This is a genomic window from Caldisericum exile AZM16c01, assembly GCF_000284335.1.
Classification (GTDB): domain Bacteria; phylum Caldisericota; class Caldisericia; order Caldisericales; family Caldisericaceae; genus Caldisericum; species Caldisericum exile.
This window is the reverse complement of record NC_017096.1, coordinates 1,151,695-1,170,912: the sequence shown is the minus strand read 5'-3', so window position 1 is coordinate 1,170,912 and position 19,218 is coordinate 1,151,695. Positions and strand designations below refer to the sequence as shown.

The following is a 19,218-nucleotide window of genomic DNA, read 5'->3' as shown; positions in this document are numbered from 1 at the left end:
TATGAAGGTCTTTACTTACTCACCTGGTGGCATTCATCCAGATGAAAGCAAGTTAACAAAAAACTTGCCCTTTGAAGTGTTTAAGTCTCCTCCAATTGCAGTTATTCCTCTCCAGCAACATACAGGCGCTCCAAATACACCCTTGGTACAAGTTGGCGACTATGTAAAGGTTGGACAGAAAATTGGTGATTCCACGCAGACTGTTTCTGCACCAGTTCATGCAACTGTTTCTGGAAAAGTAATTGCAATTGAAGAGAGATTGTGTCCAACAGGCGCAAAAATTCAAAGTGTAGTTATTGAAAACGATTACAATGATGAGTGGGTGGAACTCTCTCCAAGAAAGTCTTTTGAAGATCTAACACCTGAGGAACTTGTGAAAATTATAAGAGAGCATGGTATTGTAGGTTTAGGTGGAGCGGCATTTCCAACAGCGGTAAAATTAACTCCACCAAAAGGCAAAGTTATAGACACAATTATTGGAAATGGAGCAGAATGTGAACCATATCTTACTGTAGACCATAGAAATATGCTTGAGTATCCCGAGAAGATTATTACAGGCATTCTTATTGAAATGAAGATAACCGGTGCAAAGAGGGGAATAATTGCAGTAGAAGAAAACAAGATTGATGCAGCAAATCTCCTTGAACAAAAAATAAAAGATATGGGTGTAGATAATGTTGAGGTTGTATTGGTAAAAACAAAATACCCTCAAGGTGGAGAAAAGCAACTTATAAAAGCTGTTCTTAAAAGAGAAGTTCCATCAGGTGGATTACCACTTGATGTTGGTGTTGTAGTACAGAATGTTGGCACCTTAAAAGCGATTACCGAGGCAATCCTTGAAGATAAACCATTAATTGAGAGAGGAGTCACAGTTTCTGGGAATGCTATCTCTAAACCAGGAAATTACATTATAAGAATTGGAACTCCAGCATCATTTATTATTGATACACTTGGACTCAATCGTAAATTAAGAAAACTTATTTTTGGCGGACCTATGACTGGTATTGCACAGTCCACAATTGAAGTTCCAGTAATAAAAGGCACTTCTGGGATACTTATGTTTGGTGAAGAAGCATTGGAAATGGCACCTCAGGATGAGTCTCCTTGCATAAGATGTGCAAGTTGTGTTGATTCGTGCCCAATGGGGCTTATGCCGGTTTTAATTGACCATGCATCAAGAAAGAACGACCTTAAAACGGCAGAGACCCTCCGTGCGCTTGACTGCATTGAGTGTGGTGTATGTTCCTATGTGTGTCCAGCAAAAAGACACTTAACTGAGAATATAAAGAAAGTTAAACAGGCAATTATAAAACAAAAGAAGATAGAAGCAGCAAAACAAGCAGCGTTTGAAAAACTAAAAGCACAGCGAGCAAAAGAAAAGGAAAACTCCCAAAAGGAGGCGAAAAATGGCTAACTACGACATTGATCTTGTGGTTACTTCTGCACCACATATAAGAGATAAAGTTACTACCGCTTTTATTATGCGTGATGTTATAATTGCGATTACTCCTGCACTTATTGGAAGCATTTTTATATTTGGTTTAAAATCTCTTTTGGTAATAGTGGTATCTGTTATCTCATCAATTTTAGCAGAGATGTTAGGTAATGTTCTTTTCCATAAAAAACCTTCTTTAAATGATCTTTCTGCTTCCGTTACAGGATTGCTTCTTGCAATGACTTTGCCTCCATCATCTCCTTGGTGGATGGTTGTAGTTGGAGCATTTTCGGGTATCCTCTTAGGAAAGATGATTTTCGGTGGAATCGGTTCAAACCCATTTAACCCTGCTCTTGTGGGGAGAGCAGTGTTGATGGTTTCGTGGCCTACATATATGACAACGTGGATAAAGCCACAGATAATGATTGGATTACAAAATATTTCTCAAGCAAGTCCAGTTGATTCAATTACAACTGCAACACCATTAAACATAGTTAAATTACAAAGTTATTCTCAACTTATTTCTGATTTTGGATCAAAAGCGAATTTATACAAAGCACTTTTCCTTGGCACGGTAGGGGGTAGTTTAGGTGAAACTTCTGCATTACTTCTTTTAATTGGTGGCTTGTATCTTATGGCAAGAAAGGTTATCGACTGGAAAATACCTGTTATTTACATTGCAACAGTTTTTGTTCTTTCACCTCTTTTTGGAAGAGATCCAATTTTTTCAATACTTGCAGGTGGGCTATTTTTAGGTGCGTTTTTTATGGCAACTGATTATAGTTCATCGCCTATTACGCCGATGGGAAAGGTTTATTATGCGCTTTTTATTGGTTTTCTCACGGTTCTTATACGTCAATTTGGATCCTACCCCGAAGGTGTTATGTTTTCGATTCTTTTAGGAAATGCCTTCGTCCCATATTTTGATAAAATTATGCCAAAAGTCTATGGCGTTTTGCCTAAAAAAGAGGTGGCAAAATGAAAAGTATTGTTAAATTTGCAATTACTTTGGGTCTTATTGCCGCAATAACTGGATTTGCACTTGCAATTGTTTACAAGATCACTAAGCCAATCATCGCAGCACAAGATGCAAAAGCATTGGAACAGGGTTTATCAGAAATATTTCCAGGAGACTATGAGTTTTTGAAATTAGATAAACCAATCACAGCCCAGGATCCATCTGTTCAAATTACAGAGTGCTATCTTGTTAAAGATAAGGCAAGTGGCAAGCCAGTTGGAATGGTTTCAAGGGTAACTGTACCTGGATCTCAAGCGCCGATTGAAATGCTTGTAGGAGTTAAAAGTGACGGATCAGTTTCCGGGGTAAAAATTCTTAAATTAAATGAAACCGCAGGACTCGGTGCGAATGCGGACAATCCTAAATATTATGTTGATAAGAAAAATAAAATCACTTTTCTGGGACAGTTTATTGATAAAAATGTTATAAAAGATAAATTGATACCTAAACAAGACGTTATTGCAATGACGGGTGCAACAATTACATCTTCGGCGGTTTCAAAGGGAGTGAAAGTTGCAGGAGAGGCAATGGTTGCTTATCTTAAGGAGGCAGGGCAATGAACAAATTGAAAATAATCTGGAATGCAATAATACCAAATAACCCTGTACTTATAATTTCAATCGGTTTGTGTTCTGTAATTGCAGTTTCAAATTCTGTGCAGAGTGCATTACTTATGACTTTTGCCTTTGCAATGGTTCAGATACCATCAAATATTATAGTTTCTGCAATGAGAAAAATAATTCCTCATGAGATAAGAGTTCCTATATTTGTATCTGTTATCGCGGCATTTACCACAATTGCAGCACTTCTTTCACAGGCATATTTTAACTCAGTATATCAAATCATTAAGCTTTACATTCTTCTTGTAGTTGTAAATTGTATTATTATAGGAAGGGCTGAGGCATTTGCTTATCAAAATGGTGTTTTTGATTCGTTCCTTGATGGAATTGGTAATACTATTGGTTATGGTATTGTGCTTGTAGCAATCGCAATTATAAGGGAATTGATTGGTAAAGGGACACTTGCGGGAATCCAGATAATGCCTGAAAGTTATCAACCAATGCTTTTAATGATACTACCCCCTGCTGGTTTTATTATGATTGGGATACTTGTTGGGGCGCTTGAAACTTACCTGAAGCGTAAGGAGGGTAAAAAATGAATTACTTAGAAAATCTTCTTAAAATTTTTGTATCGTCGTCTGTAATAAATAATATTATCCTTATTCAGTTTTTGGGGCTTTGTTCATATATAGGGCTTACTGATAGTCTCTCTTCATCAATAGGTATGAGTTTTGCTGTAATTTTTGTAACAGTTTCCTCTTCAATTCTTGCGTGGATGATTGATAACTGGATTCTTATTCCAGCGGGTTTACAGCCTGCACTTCAAATCACATCATTTATCCTTGTTATAGGTTCTTTTGTAGGACTTGTTGAAATTTACATTAAAAAGGCATCGCCAAATCTATATAAGGCGATGGGCATTTACCTTCCTTTGATTGCAACAAACTGTCTTATTCTCGGAGCAACATTTATAAACTCAATGAACAAGTATGATTTTGTTGAGTCAATTGTTTCTGGATTTGGTATTGCCTTTGGATATGCAATAGCGATGCTTCTTCTTGCAGGCATTAGGGAAAGATTGAGAAATTCCGATGTGCCTGCTTTCTTTAAAGGAAAGGCGATTGCTTTCATGATTTCAGGTATTTTGTCTTTAGCGTTTCTTGGATTTAGTGGTATGATCAAATAATTAGAGGTGTGATATGAAGGATATTTTAATATCGGTTTCTACTTTGGGAGTATTGGGAGTTCTTTTTGGTGTATTACTTGGTGTATTTAATGAGAAATTTAAGGTGGAAGAAGATCCTTTAGTTCAAGCAATATATGAGGTTTTACCGCATGGGGAATGTGGTGCGTGTGGTTTTCCAGGATGTCATCCATGTGCTGAGGCCATTGCAGAGGGTAGAGCAGGATACGATGCATGCCCTGTTGGTGGAAAGGAAGTTGAACAAAAGGTAAGAGAGATAATGGAGAAGGCAAAGAGTGCATAAGTTGAAAAAATAGCAATATGTAGTATTATATAGGAAGGGGAAGAAGTGAAAAAGTTTTTGACTTTGGTGGTTGTTCTAACTTTGGTGCTTACTTTGAGCTCTCCCTTAAAGGGGGAAGAAGGTATTAGTGTTTCTTTTGAAAATACTTTAAATATTCCAATTTTCAGAGTGATAACGTTTAAAGTAAAAAAAGACGTTCTCCCTAATGCACAAAGCTTTTCGCTTTTAAATAATGGGGTTCCCCTTCCTCTCTATTTTAGTGAAGATAATAATGAAGTTACTTTTAAGACTGCCTTATCATTAGGAGCAAAAGAAAAAAAGGTTTTAAAGTTAGTTCCAGAAGGCAGTAACTTTTCAAAGAAAGATTTCTATATACCTAATTTCATTGGCACGCACTTTGTTATTCCACAAAAAGGTAAAATTTTTATCGTCTCTTATGAGGATGGTAACCAAATTTCAATTGTAGATACCAGGTCAAATAAGGTTATTTTCGAAAAGGATCTTGATGCCCTTAACTTTACATCTGTTGACTTAACATATGATTCAATATTTGCACTTAATTCAACAAAACAATGTTTTGCGGAATTTTCTACCCTTACCCCACCTTTTGATAAGAATTCTTCCGATGATGTAAGTGCAGTTTTTGGAACATTTTTCAAATTGTATATTCCGAAAGTTTTGTTTGTAACATCAATAACAGATACCAACCTAAAAATTACTGATAGCAATGGAAATACTGTATTTGATACTTTACTAAAGGCTAATTCTTTTTACGCTAATACTAAATTAGCTGAAGGTGTCTACACGATTACAGCAGATCACCCTGTTTTAGTCGAGTATGGTTATGCAGATGATAATGTGTTTTCTACGCTTTATGGTATATACTCTACAAATGTTATCTTATTTGGTGGTCTTGGGATTTCATCTATTTTTGATAACACGACAGTTTCTGTCAAACTTGACGATAAGACAAGCACGTTTACTCTTGAAAAGGCAAATGATTTTAAATACTTGGATGTTTTAAGTCCCAGCGAATTCAAACCAAATACTACTGAATATAAAGAAGTTTCTCTTAGTTTTTCAAAGCCTGTACTAATATATACGTATTCTCAATATGGAAATGTTGACGGTGAACAGATACCTTCATTTAATGACGGAACTATTTTTAAATTCCATACAGGTATTGTAACAAAAATATATGGAGAAAGACAAAGGCGCGTTGTTATTGTTGGTAGCGAAGAGAACACCAACATAAACCTCAACGGAAATAACTTTTCGTTAAATAGTTATAAATCAAAGACTTTTCTTTTTAAGGATAGTTTTTCTTCAGTAAATATTACCTCAAGTAAACCTATTGCCGTTTTTGATCTCGGAATCGAAGGAAATAAAGAGATTTTTACGACCCTTTTACCTCTTGACTCGCCGAACACTGTAAATGTAACTCTTATTACTAACGGTGGAACCCAAACAAATGGAACTGGACAAACGACTCCAAATGTGAACACTAACCAAGGAACAACAAACAAAGATAACTTTTTTGACGAAGTTAAGAATTATCTTTCAGGCATTTTAAAGAATGTTTCAGTTTTTTTTACAGGAATTTTCACACAAAGTAATGTAAATAATATTCTTGATGTTATAAAAACTTTCTTTAAAGGAGTTGCAACTAATATTTTGGGTTTCTTGAGACCGATCTCTGAAAAAATTTACCAATATATTTCTAACTATATTCCGGGATTAACAGTTGATATAATTTCATCTGCCATATTTGCTCTTTTTATCTTACTAATTATAATTCTCCTTGTACCGAAAGGCAAAAAAGAAAGAATCCCCGTTGTAAATGTAGAAGAAGTTAAGAAAAAGCCAATTGCATTTAATGTTAAGGATCTTGAAGTTAAAGAAGGTACGCAAGTTGAGGAGATTAAGGCAACGCCCGGGGAGATTCATGAAGAAATTCCAAAAGTTAAAACAATTCCTATTAGACCACCCGAGGATGTCATAAAAGAAACTCCAAAAGAAGAAATTGAACTAACTCATAGAGTCTTTAGACCAGCTCCTCCAAGAAGAACTGAAAAATTAACAATTGAAAAACAAAAGATAGAAACACCCCAAGAAAAAGTTCCTCAGGAACAAAAACCTGAAATTGAGGTAGAAGAAAAGCTGGTAAAGGAAGAAGAGGTAACGAAACCCGAAGAAAAAATTCCAGAAACTGAGAAAAAAGAGTTTGAGAGAAAAACTATAAGTAGCAAAATAACAGAGGAAATTATTGAAGGAAAACCTGAGGAAGTTTTGAAACCGCCCGAAGAGAAAACTTTATATGAACAGACTGTTCCCAAGGAAGAAATTGAAAAAGTCGAAAACAAAGAAATTGTCCATAAGCCACCAGTTGAGGTTAGTAAGGAAGTAAAGGAAGAGGAGCATGAGGTTTCCTTTGCGGATTTTGCACAGCCAAATCTCGAAGAAATTCAAGAAATTGAAGAAAAAAGTGAAAAGGAAAAAGTAGCTCCATATAGAGAAAAAGTTGTAAGCGAAGAACATATTGAAGAAAAGAGTAAAAAGGAAGAATTTAAATCGACTTTTGAAGAACTTCTAAGAAAACTTGAAGAGGAAAATCGGAAAAAGCGAGAAGAAAAAGTTGAAAAAGTCCCAACAAATGAAGAGAATGTCGAACTTGAATCTAAGCCTGCAATTCCTGAAACAAAACATTTCACAAAAATTGAACTTAAGACAAAGTATGTTTCTGATGCGTCTTCTTTAAGAAAAATTTATGAAAGTTCAGGCCTTCCCCAGGAAATCAGAAATGACTTACTTTCGAAAGCATGTATTTCGGCTTCTCAAAAAAGTGAAGTTATAGACATCGTTGAAGGGCGGTTCCGTATAACCGTTATTGGTCTTACAACAATTGAGGAAAGGCTTGCAGAGGATATAGCAAGGAGAGTATCAGGAAAATATACCACAGGCGAAGCAATTCTCATTGCAAAAAAGTTAAGACTTACAGATATAGTAGTAGATGATAAGCCAAAACTCAAAAACTATCAAGGAATTAACATCTATTCTTTAGACGAAATTATTTAGTTTCAGGTTCGAGAAGTGTGTATAACTTGCCTGACAATTCAAATGTTGTATGTGTAGTTCTTGCTATTATTATTGAATTTTCTTCTGCTTTTTTTATTGTTTCTTCAGGAACAAATTCTCCTTCTGTTATAATTATGATTGGTACCCTCTTTATTACTGCAACGCCTACGACATTTACATTTGTTTGAATCGTAATCCAAGCACTATCTTCGTTTGCTTTTGCAAGAACTCTACTCAAAAGATCGCATGCATAGGCATCTTTGATTATTTTCTCAAGGATTTCTTCGTTATATTTGGTAAGGACTTCTAATTGCAGTTCTTTTATAAGGTGTTTTATTTTCATTTTTGTTCCCTCCTTGTTTATTTCTTCATTCCATATCTCGAATGTTAGGTATGTTCCTTTTCCAAATTTTGAAGTTATAACAAAAAAATCTGAAATCTTTTGGATATTTTTTAAACCCATTCCTGCACCAAACCCTAATTTTCTTGCTTTATCGGATGCGGTAGAAAATCCTGGGGTTAGTGCAAGAAGTAATTTCGGGATCCCTGGTCCTATATCTTTTGCTATGGTCTTTATTTTGTTCTCATTTGCGTAAGTTTTTATAATACCGAATTTTGCGTGTATTACTATGTTTGATTCTGCTTCATATGAGCAAACACCAAGCTTCCTCAGATTTTCTTTTTTAAGAGATTGATGCCTTTTAAAAAATTCGAATCCATCAAGCGCTTTTTCAAGTGTTTCCCTTGTCTTCAGAGTGCCATCTCCTAAGTGTTCAAAATCGTCTCCAAATACAAAAAATTCAGAAATTAATATTGTAGTTTCCAAGGTGCTCCTTCAAGACCTTCTTTATAGAGAAGCCCACATGTAACAAACATTATATGTTTCGTTTTTAAAAGTATTATTTTTTCTTTTCTTGCAAGGTCAATAGTTACCTGTTCTACAGGCTTTCCTCTAACAATAAGAACTACAGGAATGTCCAGTATTTTCGCAGTTTTAATAACCGATGGATTAGTAACGCCAGTAATTAGAAGAATTGCTTCCTCTTCTCTACTTATTACGAATAGTGTGTCTGATAGTAGATCTGCGGCAAAGCCATACTTTATATTTGCGTCCCAATTTCCAACATCTTGCAGGACTTCAGCATTTGCTATTTTAATAATTTCTTCAACTTTCATCACAATATTTTATCACATTCTAAAATTTATGCAAAGTTTAATAGTTAAGATGTTCACATTATATAATTCATATGATAAACACATTAAATAAAGATAAATAGAACTATAGATATGGTATTATGTTGTGAAATAATATAACAAACTATTGCAATATTTTCATTTTTGTATAAAATAATAGGTGATGGAAGAAAAAAAGGAAATTACTTTGCGACAGTTATAGTAAATGCATAAAGGCATCCGAATTTCTTTCAGCAATTGGGAATCCTATAAGAGTTGCGATTGTGTGTTATTTAACAACAGGCGAAAAAACCGTAAAGGAAATTGTAGAAAAGTTAAATATGAAAGAGCCAACTGTATCACTTAACTTATATAGGCTTTATAGAGCAGGATGGGTTACACGCAGGAAAGTTAGAAGAAATGTATATTATAGACTCAAAAGTGAAAAATATAAAGAAATAATAGAACAGATAAGTGACCTTTATGTATCAAAAGAAAAGAAAGTGAGTATATAATTTCCGAAAGGAGGAAAAATGGAGAATAAAAATTTTCCTGCAGTAGACATGGAGATTAGAAAATGGGGAGCAAATCCTGAATCTCTCATTCAAGTTTTGCATGGCACCCAAGAAGCATTGGGTTATTTACCGAAAGAAGTGCTTGCATACATTTCAGAAAAGTTAAAAGTACCGCTTTCAAAAGTTTATGGTGTTGTAACTTTTTATAACTTCTTTAAACTTTCAAAGGATGCTGAACATGTTATTATGACTTGTATGGGGACTGCTTGCTATGTAAAAGGAGGGGAAGCAGTATTGAACGCCTTATGCGAAAAGTTGGGAGTTAAGCCGAATCAAATAACCTCTGACGGAAAATTTGCAGTTAGAATTGTACGCTGTTTAGGTTGTTGTGGTCTTGCCCCTGCCATAGCAATTGATGGAAAAGATATCTATGGGAAATTAACCCCGGAAAAGGCTCTTGAAATACTCGAGAGGTATAGTTAGTGGAAGAACTTTCCCTAAATATTCTTGATATTATTGAAAATTCGTTGAAAGCCAACGCGAAAAATATTGAAGTTAATATTATTGAAGATGATAATAAAGATTTGCTATTAATCGAAATAAAGGACGATGGCGTTGGAATGGATGAAGATTTGTTAAAGAGGGTGTTTGATCCTTTTACAACTACTTCTGCAAATAAGAAAGTTGGATTAGGTTTGCCACTCCTAAAACTTGAAGCAGAATCGTGCGATGGTGGAATTTTTATTGAAAGCGAAAAGGGGAAGGGCACAACGGTTAAGATTTGTTTTAGAAAGTCTCATGTGGATACACCTCCCCTTGGTGATATCGCAAGTACAATTGTTTCAGTTCTTGCAACGCATCCAGAGGTTAACCTCCACTACAGGCACGAAGTCAACCAAAAGGTATTTGAAATCTCAACTGAAGATTTGAGAAAAATTTGCAGTGAAACAATTTGTACACCTTTAGTGTTAAATGGAATTAGAGGGTTTTTAAATGAACAAATAAAAGATCTGCATGGAGGTGCTTAGATGGACAAAATCAAGTCAATCGAAGAGTTGCGAAAGCTAAGAGAAACTGCACAATCATTCCTTAAAGCAAGACAAGGAGAAGCAAAAGTAAAGATCTACATCAGTATGGGAACAGTTGGCATAGCAGCAGGTGCAAGAGATGTTCTCCTTGCAATTCTTGATGAACTTCAAAAGAGAAATTTCACAGATGTGCAAATTATTGAGAGAGGCTCAATGGGGCTTGATATTGAAGAGCCAGTTGTTGCAGTTGAAAGAGACGGTGTGAAAGTGTATTATGGGCACGTTACCCCCGAAATGGCAAGAGAAATAGTTGCTTCACACGTTATTAATGGGCAAATCGTTAGCGACTGGGTTATCGCAAAGGAGTAGTGTATGAAAATTTACAGAATTCATGCACTTATTTGCGCTGGAGCACAGTGTCTTGCTGCGGGTGGTAACGGTTTTGAGGATGCACTTAAAGAAGAACTTAAAAAACACGACCTAACTGAGGAGGTAAATATTGTTGAAACAGGTTGTATGGGCTCTTGCCAATTGGGTCCTCTGATGGTTGTGTATCCGGAAGGAGTAATTTATACAAAAGTAAAACCAGAAGATGCAAAGGAAATTGTTGAAGAACACTTCCTCAAAGGTCGTCCTGTTAAAAGGCTTCTTTGGAGACAAGAAGAGAAACAATTTCCAACATTAAGCGAAGTGCCGTTTTTTGCAAAACAAACAAAAATTGTCTTGAGAAATTGCGGGATTATTAATCCAGAAGATATTACCGAATATATTGCTCAAGGCGGATATGAAGCCCTTGCAAAAGCGATAACAGAAATGACAAGAGAAGAGGTTATTAAGGTAGTTAAGGATTCTGGACTGCGAGGACGTGGCGGAGCAGGATTTCCCACGGGACTCAAATGGGAACTTGCTTATAAGCAAAAATCCGACACTAAATACATAATATGTAATGCAGACGAAGGAGATCCTGGCGCCTATATGGACAGGTCAATTTTGGAAGGAGACCCGCACTCTGTTCTTGAGGGAATGGCTATTGCAGGATATGCAGTTCAGGCTCAAAAGGGTTATATTTACATTAGGGCCGAGTATCCTCTTGCAATAAAAAGACTTGAAATAGCAATTAAACAGGCAAGAGCATCAGGTTTACTTGGAAAAAATATTCTAGGCACGAACTTTTCCTTTGATATTGAATTAAGAATGGGTGCAGGGGCATTTGTTTGTGGAGAGGAAACAGCCTTGATAAACTCTATTGAAGGAAAACGTGGTGAACCGAGGAAGAAGCCTCCCTTCCCGGTTGAAAGAGGTGTTTTTGGAAAACCAACAGTTATTAATAATGTGGAGACACTTGCAAACATTCCGGTTATTGTTGGAAAAGGAGCATCTTTCTTCCGAAAATTTGGTACTGAAAAAAGCCCTGGTACAAAAGTATTTGCACTTGCAGGAAAGGTGAACATTACAGGTTTGGTTGAAGTGCCCCTTGGGACTCCTCTTAGGACCATAGTCTTTGATATTGGTGGTGGTATTCCTGAAGGTCATACATTTAAGGCCGCGCAAACTGGAGGTCCTTCGGGTGGGGTAATCCCTGCAGAGCATCTTGATGTTCCAATGGACTATGAAAATCTTCCGCAACTTGGAACAATAATGGGTTCTGGTGGGCTTATTATTATGGATGAAACAAGTTGTATGGTTGATGTTGCAAAATTCTTTTTGAAATTTACCGTTGATGAATCATGCGGGAAATGCACTCCATGTAGAGAGGGAACACGCCAAATGCTTAATATTTTGGAAAAAATTACTTCAGGGAATGGCACAATGGAGGACCTTGATAGACTTGAAAGGCTTGGCAATGTAATAAAACTAACTTCACTATGCGGACTGGGACAAACAGCACCAAATCCTGTTTTATCAACGCTTAGATATTTCAAAGATGAGTATATAGCGCATATAAAGGGCAAGAAATGTCCTGCAAATGTTTGCACAATGAAGGGGGAGAGACATGAAAGGAAAGTCCTTAATAGACGTCCTGCATGATGTTCAGGAGACTAATCCTGAGAATTACATTCCAGAAAATTTGGCAATTAAAGTTTCACAGACTTTTAAAACAACACCTGCAAAGGTCTATGGAGTGCTTACCTTTTATACGATGTTCTCTTCAATACCAAGAGGTAAACACATCATAAGAGTTTGCAGGAGTTTGTCGTGCCATCTTGCAGATGGAGAAAAGATTATAAAGAAATTGAAAGAAGAGTTGGGTATAGATTTTGGAGAAACAACCGAAGATAAAGAATTTACACTCGAAGAGTCAAGTTGCCTTGGAATGTGCTCAGTTGCGCCTTCAATGATGATTGATGACGTGCCTTTTGGAAACTTAAAGGAAGAAGACATACCGCTTATCCTTAAAAAAGTCAGGGAGGGTGCTCTATGAAACTCTATAGAAGCCATATACTGGTTGCAGAGGATTCAAAGAGTCTTTCAAAAGGTGCAAAGGAAATAGAAGAACTATTGACAAAGGAGATAAGAAACTTGGGTTTGGAAAATGAAGTACTCGTTGCCCCAACCGGAAGCCTTGGCTTTGAAGACTTAGGCGTTGCAATTGCAGTATATCCTGATGGTGTGATATATGCACCCGTTAAACCAAGCGATATTCCTTATATTGTAAAAGAGCACCTATTAAAAGGGCGAGTTGTTAAAGAACTTGCACATGAAATTGGAAAAAGAGACGTAACTCTTAAAGAGACTCGCGCAGAGCGTGTCCTTTCGATTCAAGAAAGGGTTTTACTTAAAAGAGTTGGTGTTATAAATCCTGAATCGATTGAAGAATATATTGCAGAAGATGGCTATATGGCTCTTGAAAAAGCAATAGAAAATGGACCAGAGTGGGTTTTGGAAGAAGTTAAAGCATCTGAGTTAAGAGGAAGGGGTGGTGCAGGATTCCCTACAGGTAAGAAATGGGAATTTACTGCAAGAGCAAAAAGTGACTTAAAATACGTAATTTGTAATGCAGATGAAGGAGAACCTGGAACATTTAAAGACAGGGTAATAATGGAAGGAGACCCTAATCTTCTTATCGAGGGAATGGTCCTTGCAGGGTATGCAACAGGTGCAAATTATGGTTATATATACATTCGAGGAGAATATGATCTTTCAATCAAGCGACTTCAAAAGGCTATAGAACAAGCAAGATCATATGGATTCCTTGGAGAAAATATTTTAGGGTCAGGTTTTAATTTTGATATAGAAATAAAAAAAGGTGCAGGTGCTTATATTTGTGGCGAGGAAACTGCCCTCATCGAATCAATAGAGGGAAAGCGTGGCGAACCAAGGAAGAAACCACCATATCCACCCACTTATGGCCTTTGGGGGAAACCCACTGTTATTAACAACGTTGAAACGCTTGCAAATATTCCGCCAATTGTTGTTAACGGTGCTGAGTGGTTTAAGAAATTTGGCGTTCCTGGTTCGTACGGGACGAAACTTTTCAGTTTGATGGGAGATGTAAATTACAAAGGTGTAATTGAAATTCCCTTTGGGGAAAAACTTTCGTCAATAATAAATGATGTTGGTTTTGGTGTAAAAGGTGGCAAGAAACTTAAGGGGGTAATCCTTGGTGGAGTTTCAGGAAGCCTTATAACGCCTGCTGAGTTAGATACTCCTGTTGATTTTAACTCGCTTGCTAAAATTGAAGCAGGACCCGGATCAGGCTCAATTGTTGTTCTCAGTGAGGATCGATGTATTGTTGATATTGCAAAAAATATAGCCTATTTCTTTAGACACGAATCCTGTGGAAAGTGCACACCTTGTAGAGTTGGTACAGAAGAGATGTACAAGATAATTGATTATATTTCACGAGGTCTTGGTGAAGAAAGCGACCTTACAAGGCTTGAAAAACTTTCTACATCGATGAAACTAACTTCTTTTTGTGGTTTAGGACAAACTGCTCCTAATATCATTGCTCAATCGCTTGTGAAATACAGGGACGAGTGGCTTGAACATATAAAAGAAAGAAAATGTAAGGCAAATGTTTGTGAATTTGAAGAAATAACGGAGGAGGTATCAAATGAGTGAGTTAGTGAATGTGAAAATCGATGGTAAGCCTTATCAATTTGAAAAAGGCACCACGATTTTAAAGGCATGTAAGTCGATTGGTATAGAAATTCCAACTCTTTGCTATCTTGAAGGTATTGCAGAGGAAGGTTCATGTGGTATGTGTGTCGTTGAGGTAAAAGGCTCACGCACGCTTCAAAGAGCATGTATCACGGAAGTTACAGAGGGAATGGAAATAACAACAAATTCGGAATTAGTAAATGAAGCAAGAAAAACAAATCTTGAACTTGCACTTGCACACCACCCTCTCGACTGTATGACATGTGATAAAGATGGAGATTGCGTTCTTCAGGATCTTGCGTATCAATTTGGGATTAAGAAAAGTCAATTCCTCGATGAGAGTGATGTATTTGTTTATCCGAAGGAAACTCCTTGGGATACAAATCCGTTCATTCAGTTTGACCCGCAAAAATGTATTCTCTGCAGGCGTTGTGTTGATGCCTGCGAAAACCAAGCAATAGTTGAAGCAATTGGTATTGCAATGCGAGGTTATAAGTCGGTTGTATCAACGCCGTTTAATTTGCCTTTGGAACAAACTAATTGCCAATTTTGTGCTGAATGTGTTCAGGCGTGCCCAACAGGTGCGCTGATTGAAAAGCCTCGTATAGGCAAAGGAAAAATTTTCAACTTTGAAAGCACTGATACTATATGTGCTTATTGTGGTGTTGGGTGTAATGTGGAGTTATATAAAGATAAAAATAATAACCTTGTTATGGCAAGGGGTATAGATAAAGAACCAAATAATGGAAGGCTCTGTGTAAAAGGAAGATACGGATATGAATATGTAAATTCTAATGAAAGACTTACCACACCTCTTATAAAGGAAAATGGCGTTTTTAGAGAGGCAACGTGGGAAGAGGCTATCGATTATACTGCAAAAAGATTACTTGAAATTAAGGAAAAGTACGGGCCTGATGCAATTGGTGTTCTTGGGTCTGCACGTTGTACCAACGAAGATAATTATATTGTTCAAAAATTTGCTCGTGCCGTAATTGGGACAAACAACATAGACCACTGTGCAAGGTTATGCCATGCTTCAACTGTTGCAGGACTGGGTAAGGCGCTTGGAGCAGGTGCGGCAACAAATCCAATAGATGACATAAAGAACGCAGATGTAATGTTTGTTATTGGTTCAAATACAACTGAAACTCACCCAGTTATTGCGCAGTTCATAAAAGAAAACAAAAAGAAAAGAGGAGCGAAACTTATTGTTTGTGATCCAAGAAACATTGATCTTGCACAATACGCAGACATCTTTATTCAACACTATCCAGGAACTGATGTTGCCCTCCTAAACGGCATGATGAAGGTTATTGTTGATAACGGTCTTATCGATAAGGAATTTATTGAAAATCATACAGAAGGTTTTGAGGATCTTTTGAAAGTTCTCAAAAACTACGATCTTGATAAGGTTTCAAAAATAACAGGTGTTGACAAGAAGCTCATTGAAAGTGCTGCAATTACCTATGCAAAAGGCCCGAATTCGATGATTTTCTACACAATGGGAATTACACAACACCACGTTGGAGTTGATAACGTTTTGAGCATTGCAAATCTTGCTTTAATTACAGGACACATAGGAAAAGTTGGTAATGGTATTGATCCTTTAAGAGGTCAAGCAAATGTACAAGGTGCATGCGATGTGGGAGCACTGCCTGATGTTTACACGGGATACCAAAAGGTAACTGACGAAACAGTTAGAAAGAAATTCGAAGAATTCTGGAAGGTTAAACTCCCAGACAAGGTTGGTTATGCGGTTTCTCAGTTTGGCGACCTTGCTCTCGATGGAAAACTGAAGGCTGTTTATGCAATGGGCGAAAATCCTCTTGTAACTGAAGCAGATGTAAGACATGTTAAAGAGGGTTTTGAAAAATTAGAGTTCCTTGCAGTACAGGATATTTTCCTTTCAGAAACAGCACAAATTGCAGATGTTGTATTTCCAGCAAAGGCAGCCTACGAAAAATTTGGAACATTTACAAACACTGAAAGAAGAGTGCAACTTTTAAAACCTGCAAGAACGCCTCACCCAAACGTTAAAGATGATTGGGAAATTGTTTGTGAAGTAGCAACTAAAATGGGCTATCCGATGCATTATAAAGATGCGGAAGAAATATGGGAAGAAATAAGAGAAGTTACCCCATCTTTCAAGGGTATTACATACAAGAGGTTAAAAGAAAATTCTTTGCAATGGCCATGCCCAGATATAACTCACCCTGGAACAAAGATCCTTCACTACGGCGGAAACTTTAAGCGTCCAAACTCTAAGGCTCTAATTACAGGTGTTGAGTTTGAGCCACCTGTTGAAATACCCGATAATGAGTATCCATTTGTCCTTACAACAGGGAGAATTCTTTTCCATTATCATTCAAGAAATGAAACAAGAAGGGTTAAAGTGCTTGAAAGTTTTGTTCCTGAAAACTTTGTTGAGATAAATCCAGAAGATGCTGAGGCCCTCAATATTAAGGATGGAGACAATGTGAAAGTTAAAACGAGAAGGGGAGAGATTGTTGTTAAGGCAAAAATTTCACAAAAGCCTAAGAAAGGTGTAGTTTTTGTGAGTTTCCACTTCTCAGAGGCAAATGCAAATATTTTAACGATTAATGCACTTGATCCAGTTGCAAGAATTCCAGAATACAAGGCATGTGCGTGTGCAATAGAAAAAATTTAAGATAAAAGGAGGCATTTATGAACGACGTAAACTTCTTTCCACCGAAAGATGTTGCTGCCAAGATGTGTGAGGCAGGGGTTGGGAAATGCAAACTTCCACTCCTCAAGATGTTTTTACTTGCAATTCTTGCAGGTGTTTACATTGCTTTTGGTGCTCAACTATTTTTATTAGTAGGTTCTGATTCTACTCTCGGTTTTGGTTTTGCAAGGTTTCTTTCTGCTTCTGTCTTTACCGTTGGTCTCATGATGGTTGTGGTGGGTGGTGCGGAACTTTTTACAGGGAATAACCTTGTGCTTATCGCAGCCCTTGACAAAAAGGTTGCTTGGGTAGAACTTCTCAAAAACTGGGTTGTCGTGTACATTGGGAATTTTGTTGGTTCAATTCTCATTGCTGCATTCCTTTTGTGGGGTGGAACTTGGTCTTTCAATAACACTCTTGTTGGAGCAAATGCCTTGAAAGTTGCCTTATCTAAGACTTCACTTACATTTGCGCAAGCATTCTTCAGGGGCATTCTTTGTAACTGGCTTGTTTGCATGGCAGTTTGGATGGCTATGGCGTCAAAGGATGTAATTGGAAAGTTATTTGCAATCTATTTTCCGATTATGGCATTTGTGGCATCTGGTTTTGAACACTCAGTTGCAAACATGTTCTTTATTCCATATGGAATCTTTTTGAAGAGCAATCCCAAAGTCCTTGAAGCAGCAGGGAAAACAATTGCAGATGTTGCAAATCTTAATTGGGGAACACTTTTCACTGTTAACCTCATACCTGTTACTCTTGGAAACCTTGTTGGTGGTGCATTCTTTGTTGGATTTATCTATTGGGTTGTTTATTTAATGAATACTAAGAAATAAATAATGAATACTAAACCTGTAATCCTTGTTGGCGGTAAAAGTAGACGTTTTGGAAGCGATAAGTTCTTTCTAACCATAAATGGTAACTTAATTTTCGAAAGAACATATAGAATCCTTAAAGATGTTTTTCAAAAGGAGCCTGTCTTCGTTGGGAGGCAGGCTCCCATAAAAAATTACGAATTTATAGAAGATTTGATTCCTAATTTAGGCCCTATTGGTGGTCTATATACTGCCTTTAATTATTTCAACACCGATTTTGTCTTTCTAACAGCGTGCGATATGCCTTTTATAAATAGAGAAGTCCTGAAATTCATGATGGAAAATTTAGACAGAAATACTTATGCATGTGTCCCTAAACTTGAAAATGGCTATATAGAGCCACTTTTTGCTTTTTATAGTAAGAAACTTCTACCAAAGATTGAAAGAAATATTGAAGTTAACAATTTAAAGTTGAGAAGTCTTTTAGATGAAAATGTTCAATATGTTTACTCAGACGAAATAAAAAGTATTGACCCAGAACTCCTAACATTTCTCAACATAAATACAAAGAATGATTTTGATAAAATCTGTAAAATATTGGAGAATGAAAAAGTTACCGATTTTGCGTTTTGAAAACGGGAAAGTTCATAAAGTAGATGATCTTGTTGTTGAAGAAAGGATTCTCAATGTGTATGCAAATAACCATTTTGTTCAATCTATTTTTTATTCTAATGGAAACGAATTTTATCTTGGCATAGGTGTGCTTTTTTATAATGACGTTATTTCCTCAAAAAGCGAAATCATTAATTATTCAAAAAAGGAAAACGATTTTTCTACAAATTTATATTTCGAAATTGATTCAAAAAGGAAAGAAACATTAAACGGTAGTGAATATGGAAAAATTTCTCCAGTTAAAGGTGACGTATTTTTTAAATTAATGAAAGAAATGCTAACACACTCAGATACATTTCAAGTAACTGGGGGCACTCATATTGTAGCAGTTGCAACCGTAGAGCGTCTTCTTACTTATTTTGAGGACATATCAAGGCTCTCAGCCGTTTTGAAAATTGTAGGTTTTTTAGTTGAGAATGAAATTTATAAAGAAACGATACTTTTTACATCAGGAAGAATTAATTACAACATTGTTCAAATCGCTTCCAAAGTTAATTCAAAAATAATTGTATCACAATCGGCAGTTTCAAGTCTTGCGATTAAAAGTGCTGATTCTCTCGGTATAACTCTTGTAGGATTTTTAAGGGGCAACCGTTTCAATATCTATACTCATCCTGAAAGAATCTTGCAATAATCAAAAAAAGTAAAATTCA

Annotated in this window: 20 protein-coding genes; 18 read left to right on the top strand and 2 right to left on the bottom strand. The window is 36.5% G+C overall.

Features of this window, described 5'->3' with window-relative positions; all coding sequences use genetic code 11:
- Window position 1: 1 nt before the first annotated feature.
- The 7 genes from rsxC to CSE_RS05900 are packed head-to-tail and all read left to right on the top strand — an operon-like array spanning window position 2 to window position 7,575.
- Entirely contained in the window at window positions 2-1,414 is a 1,413-nt protein-coding gene (gene rsxC, locus CSE_RS05930) for an electron transport complex subunit RsxC (RefSeq protein ID WP_014453731.1), read from the top strand.
- The gene (locus CSE_RS05925) at window positions 1,407-2,417 is read left to right on the top strand and encodes an RnfABCDGE type electron transport complex subunit D (RefSeq protein WP_014453730.1); all 1,011 of its coding nucleotides are present in this window, start codon (window positions 1,407-1,409) and stop codon (window positions 2,415-2,417) included. Before rsxC ends, CSE_RS05925 begins: the two co-directional genes overlap by 8 nt.
- Complete coding sequence (locus tag CSE_RS05920; protein WP_014453729.1) at window positions 2,414-3,013, top strand: FMN-binding protein; 600 nt, start codon at window positions 2,414-2,416, stop codon at window positions 3,011-3,013. The genes CSE_RS05925 and CSE_RS05920 overlap by 4 nt, the downstream gene beginning before the upstream one ends.
- Window positions 3,010-3,612, top strand: a complete 603-nt coding sequence (rsxE, locus tag CSE_RS05915; protein ID WP_014453728.1) for an electron transport complex subunit RsxE — start codon at window positions 3,010-3,012, stop codon at window positions 3,610-3,612. The genes CSE_RS05920 and rsxE overlap by 4 nt, the downstream gene beginning before the upstream one ends.
- Window positions 3,609-4,199: an electron transport complex protein RnfA gene (locus CSE_RS05910; RefSeq protein ID WP_014453727.1), complete on the top strand. Its 591-nt coding sequence runs from the start codon at window positions 3,609-3,611 to the stop codon at window positions 4,197-4,199. Before rsxE ends, CSE_RS05910 begins: the two co-directional genes overlap by 4 nt.
- A 13-nt stretch (window positions 4,200-4,212) precedes the next feature.
- Window positions 4,213-4,500 (top strand): RnfABCDGE type electron transport complex subunit B, encoded by a 288-nt coding sequence (locus CSE_RS05905; protein WP_014453726.1) that lies wholly within the window; start codon window positions 4,213-4,215, stop codon window positions 4,498-4,500.
- 45 nt (window positions 4,501-4,545) lie between these two features.
- Window positions 4,546-7,575, top strand: a complete 3,030-nt coding sequence (locus tag CSE_RS05900) for a hypothetical protein (RefSeq protein ID WP_014453725.1) — start codon at window positions 4,546-4,548, stop codon at window positions 7,573-7,575.
- On the opposite strand, the gene CSE_RS07970 is transcribed toward CSE_RS05900, so the two are convergent.
- Together CSE_RS07970 and CSE_RS05890 are read right to left on the bottom strand one after the other, a co-directional pair.
- Complete coding sequence (locus CSE_RS07970; RefSeq protein WP_014453724.1) at window positions 7,568-8,401, bottom strand: ATP-binding protein; 834 nt, start codon at window positions 8,399-8,401, stop codon at window positions 7,568-7,570. The genes CSE_RS05900 and CSE_RS07970 overlap by 8 nt on opposite strands.
- Window positions 8,383-8,754: a hypothetical protein gene (locus CSE_RS05890; RefSeq protein WP_050981345.1), complete on the bottom strand. Its 372-nt coding sequence runs from the start codon at window positions 8,752-8,754 to the stop codon at window positions 8,383-8,385. The genes CSE_RS07970 and CSE_RS05890 overlap by 19 nt, the downstream gene beginning before the upstream one ends.
- A 224-nt stretch (window positions 8,755-8,978) precedes the next feature.
- On the opposite strand from CSE_RS05890, the gene CSE_RS05885 reads away from it, so the two are divergent.
- Genes CSE_RS05885 through CSE_RS07965 form a run of 11 tightly spaced genes read left to right on the top strand, consistent with a single transcriptional unit; the run spans window position 8,979 to window position 19,199 of the window.
- The gene (locus CSE_RS05885) at window positions 8,979-9,263 is read left to right on the top strand and encodes an ArsR/SmtB family transcription factor (RefSeq protein WP_070104776.1); all 285 of its coding nucleotides are present in this window, start codon (window positions 8,979-8,981) and stop codon (window positions 9,261-9,263) included.
- Between the two features lie 18 nt (window positions 9,264-9,281).
- Window positions 9,282-9,746 carry an NADH-quinone oxidoreductase subunit NuoE family protein gene (locus CSE_RS05880; RefSeq protein WP_014453721.1) on the top strand — a complete coding sequence of 155 codons (465 nt, stop codon included), beginning with the start codon at window positions 9,282-9,284 and terminating at the stop codon, window positions 9,744-9,746.
- The gene (locus tag CSE_RS05875) at window positions 9,746-10,291 is read left to right on the top strand and encodes an ATP-binding protein (protein WP_014453720.1); all 546 of its coding nucleotides are present in this window, start codon (window positions 9,746-9,748) and stop codon (window positions 10,289-10,291) included. Before CSE_RS05880 ends, CSE_RS05875 begins: the two co-directional genes overlap by 1 nt.
- Window positions 10,292-10,660, top strand: a complete 369-nt coding sequence (locus tag CSE_RS05870; RefSeq protein WP_014453719.1) for a (2Fe-2S) ferredoxin domain-containing protein — start codon at window positions 10,292-10,294, stop codon at window positions 10,658-10,660.
- A 3-nt stretch (window positions 10,661-10,663) separates the two neighbouring features.
- A complete protein-coding gene (gene nuoF, locus CSE_RS05865) occupies window positions 10,664-12,319 on the top strand; it encodes an NADH-quinone oxidoreductase subunit NuoF (RefSeq protein ID WP_014453718.1) in 1,656 nt (551 codons plus the stop codon).
- Window positions 12,285-12,713 (top strand): NADH-quinone oxidoreductase subunit NuoE family protein, encoded by a 429-nt coding sequence (locus CSE_RS05860; protein ID WP_014453717.1) that lies wholly within the window; start codon window positions 12,285-12,287, stop codon window positions 12,711-12,713. The genes nuoF (CSE_RS05865) and CSE_RS05860 overlap by 35 nt, the downstream gene beginning before the upstream one ends.
- Entirely contained in the window at window positions 12,710-14,353 is a 1,644-nt protein-coding gene (nuoF, locus tag CSE_RS05855) for an NADH-quinone oxidoreductase subunit NuoF (protein WP_014453716.1), read from the top strand. The genes CSE_RS05860 and nuoF (CSE_RS05855) overlap by 4 nt, the downstream gene beginning before the upstream one ends.
- Window positions 14,346-17,060, top strand: a complete 2,715-nt coding sequence (gene fdhF, locus CSE_RS05850) for a formate dehydrogenase subunit alpha (protein ID WP_014453715.1) — start codon at window positions 14,346-14,348, stop codon at window positions 17,058-17,060. Before nuoF (CSE_RS05855) ends, fdhF begins: the two co-directional genes overlap by 8 nt.
- A gap of 17 nt (window positions 17,061-17,077) precedes the next feature.
- Window positions 17,078-17,914: a formate/nitrite transporter family protein gene (locus CSE_RS05845; protein ID WP_014453714.1), complete on the top strand. Its 837-nt coding sequence runs from the start codon at window positions 17,078-17,080 to the stop codon at window positions 17,912-17,914.
- A 3-nt stretch (window positions 17,915-17,917) separates the two neighbouring features.
- Window positions 17,918-18,526 carry a molybdenum cofactor guanylyltransferase gene (locus tag CSE_RS05840; RefSeq protein ID WP_014453713.1) on the top strand — a complete coding sequence of 203 codons (609 nt, stop codon included), beginning with the start codon at window positions 17,918-17,920 and terminating at the stop codon, window positions 18,524-18,526.
- A complete protein-coding gene (locus tag CSE_RS07965; RefSeq protein WP_014453712.1) occupies window positions 18,498-19,199 on the top strand; it encodes an FdhD/NarQ family protein in 702 nt (233 codons plus the stop codon). Before CSE_RS05840 ends, CSE_RS07965 begins: the two co-directional genes overlap by 29 nt.
- The last annotated feature ends 19 nt before the right edge of the window (window positions 19,200-19,218 follow it).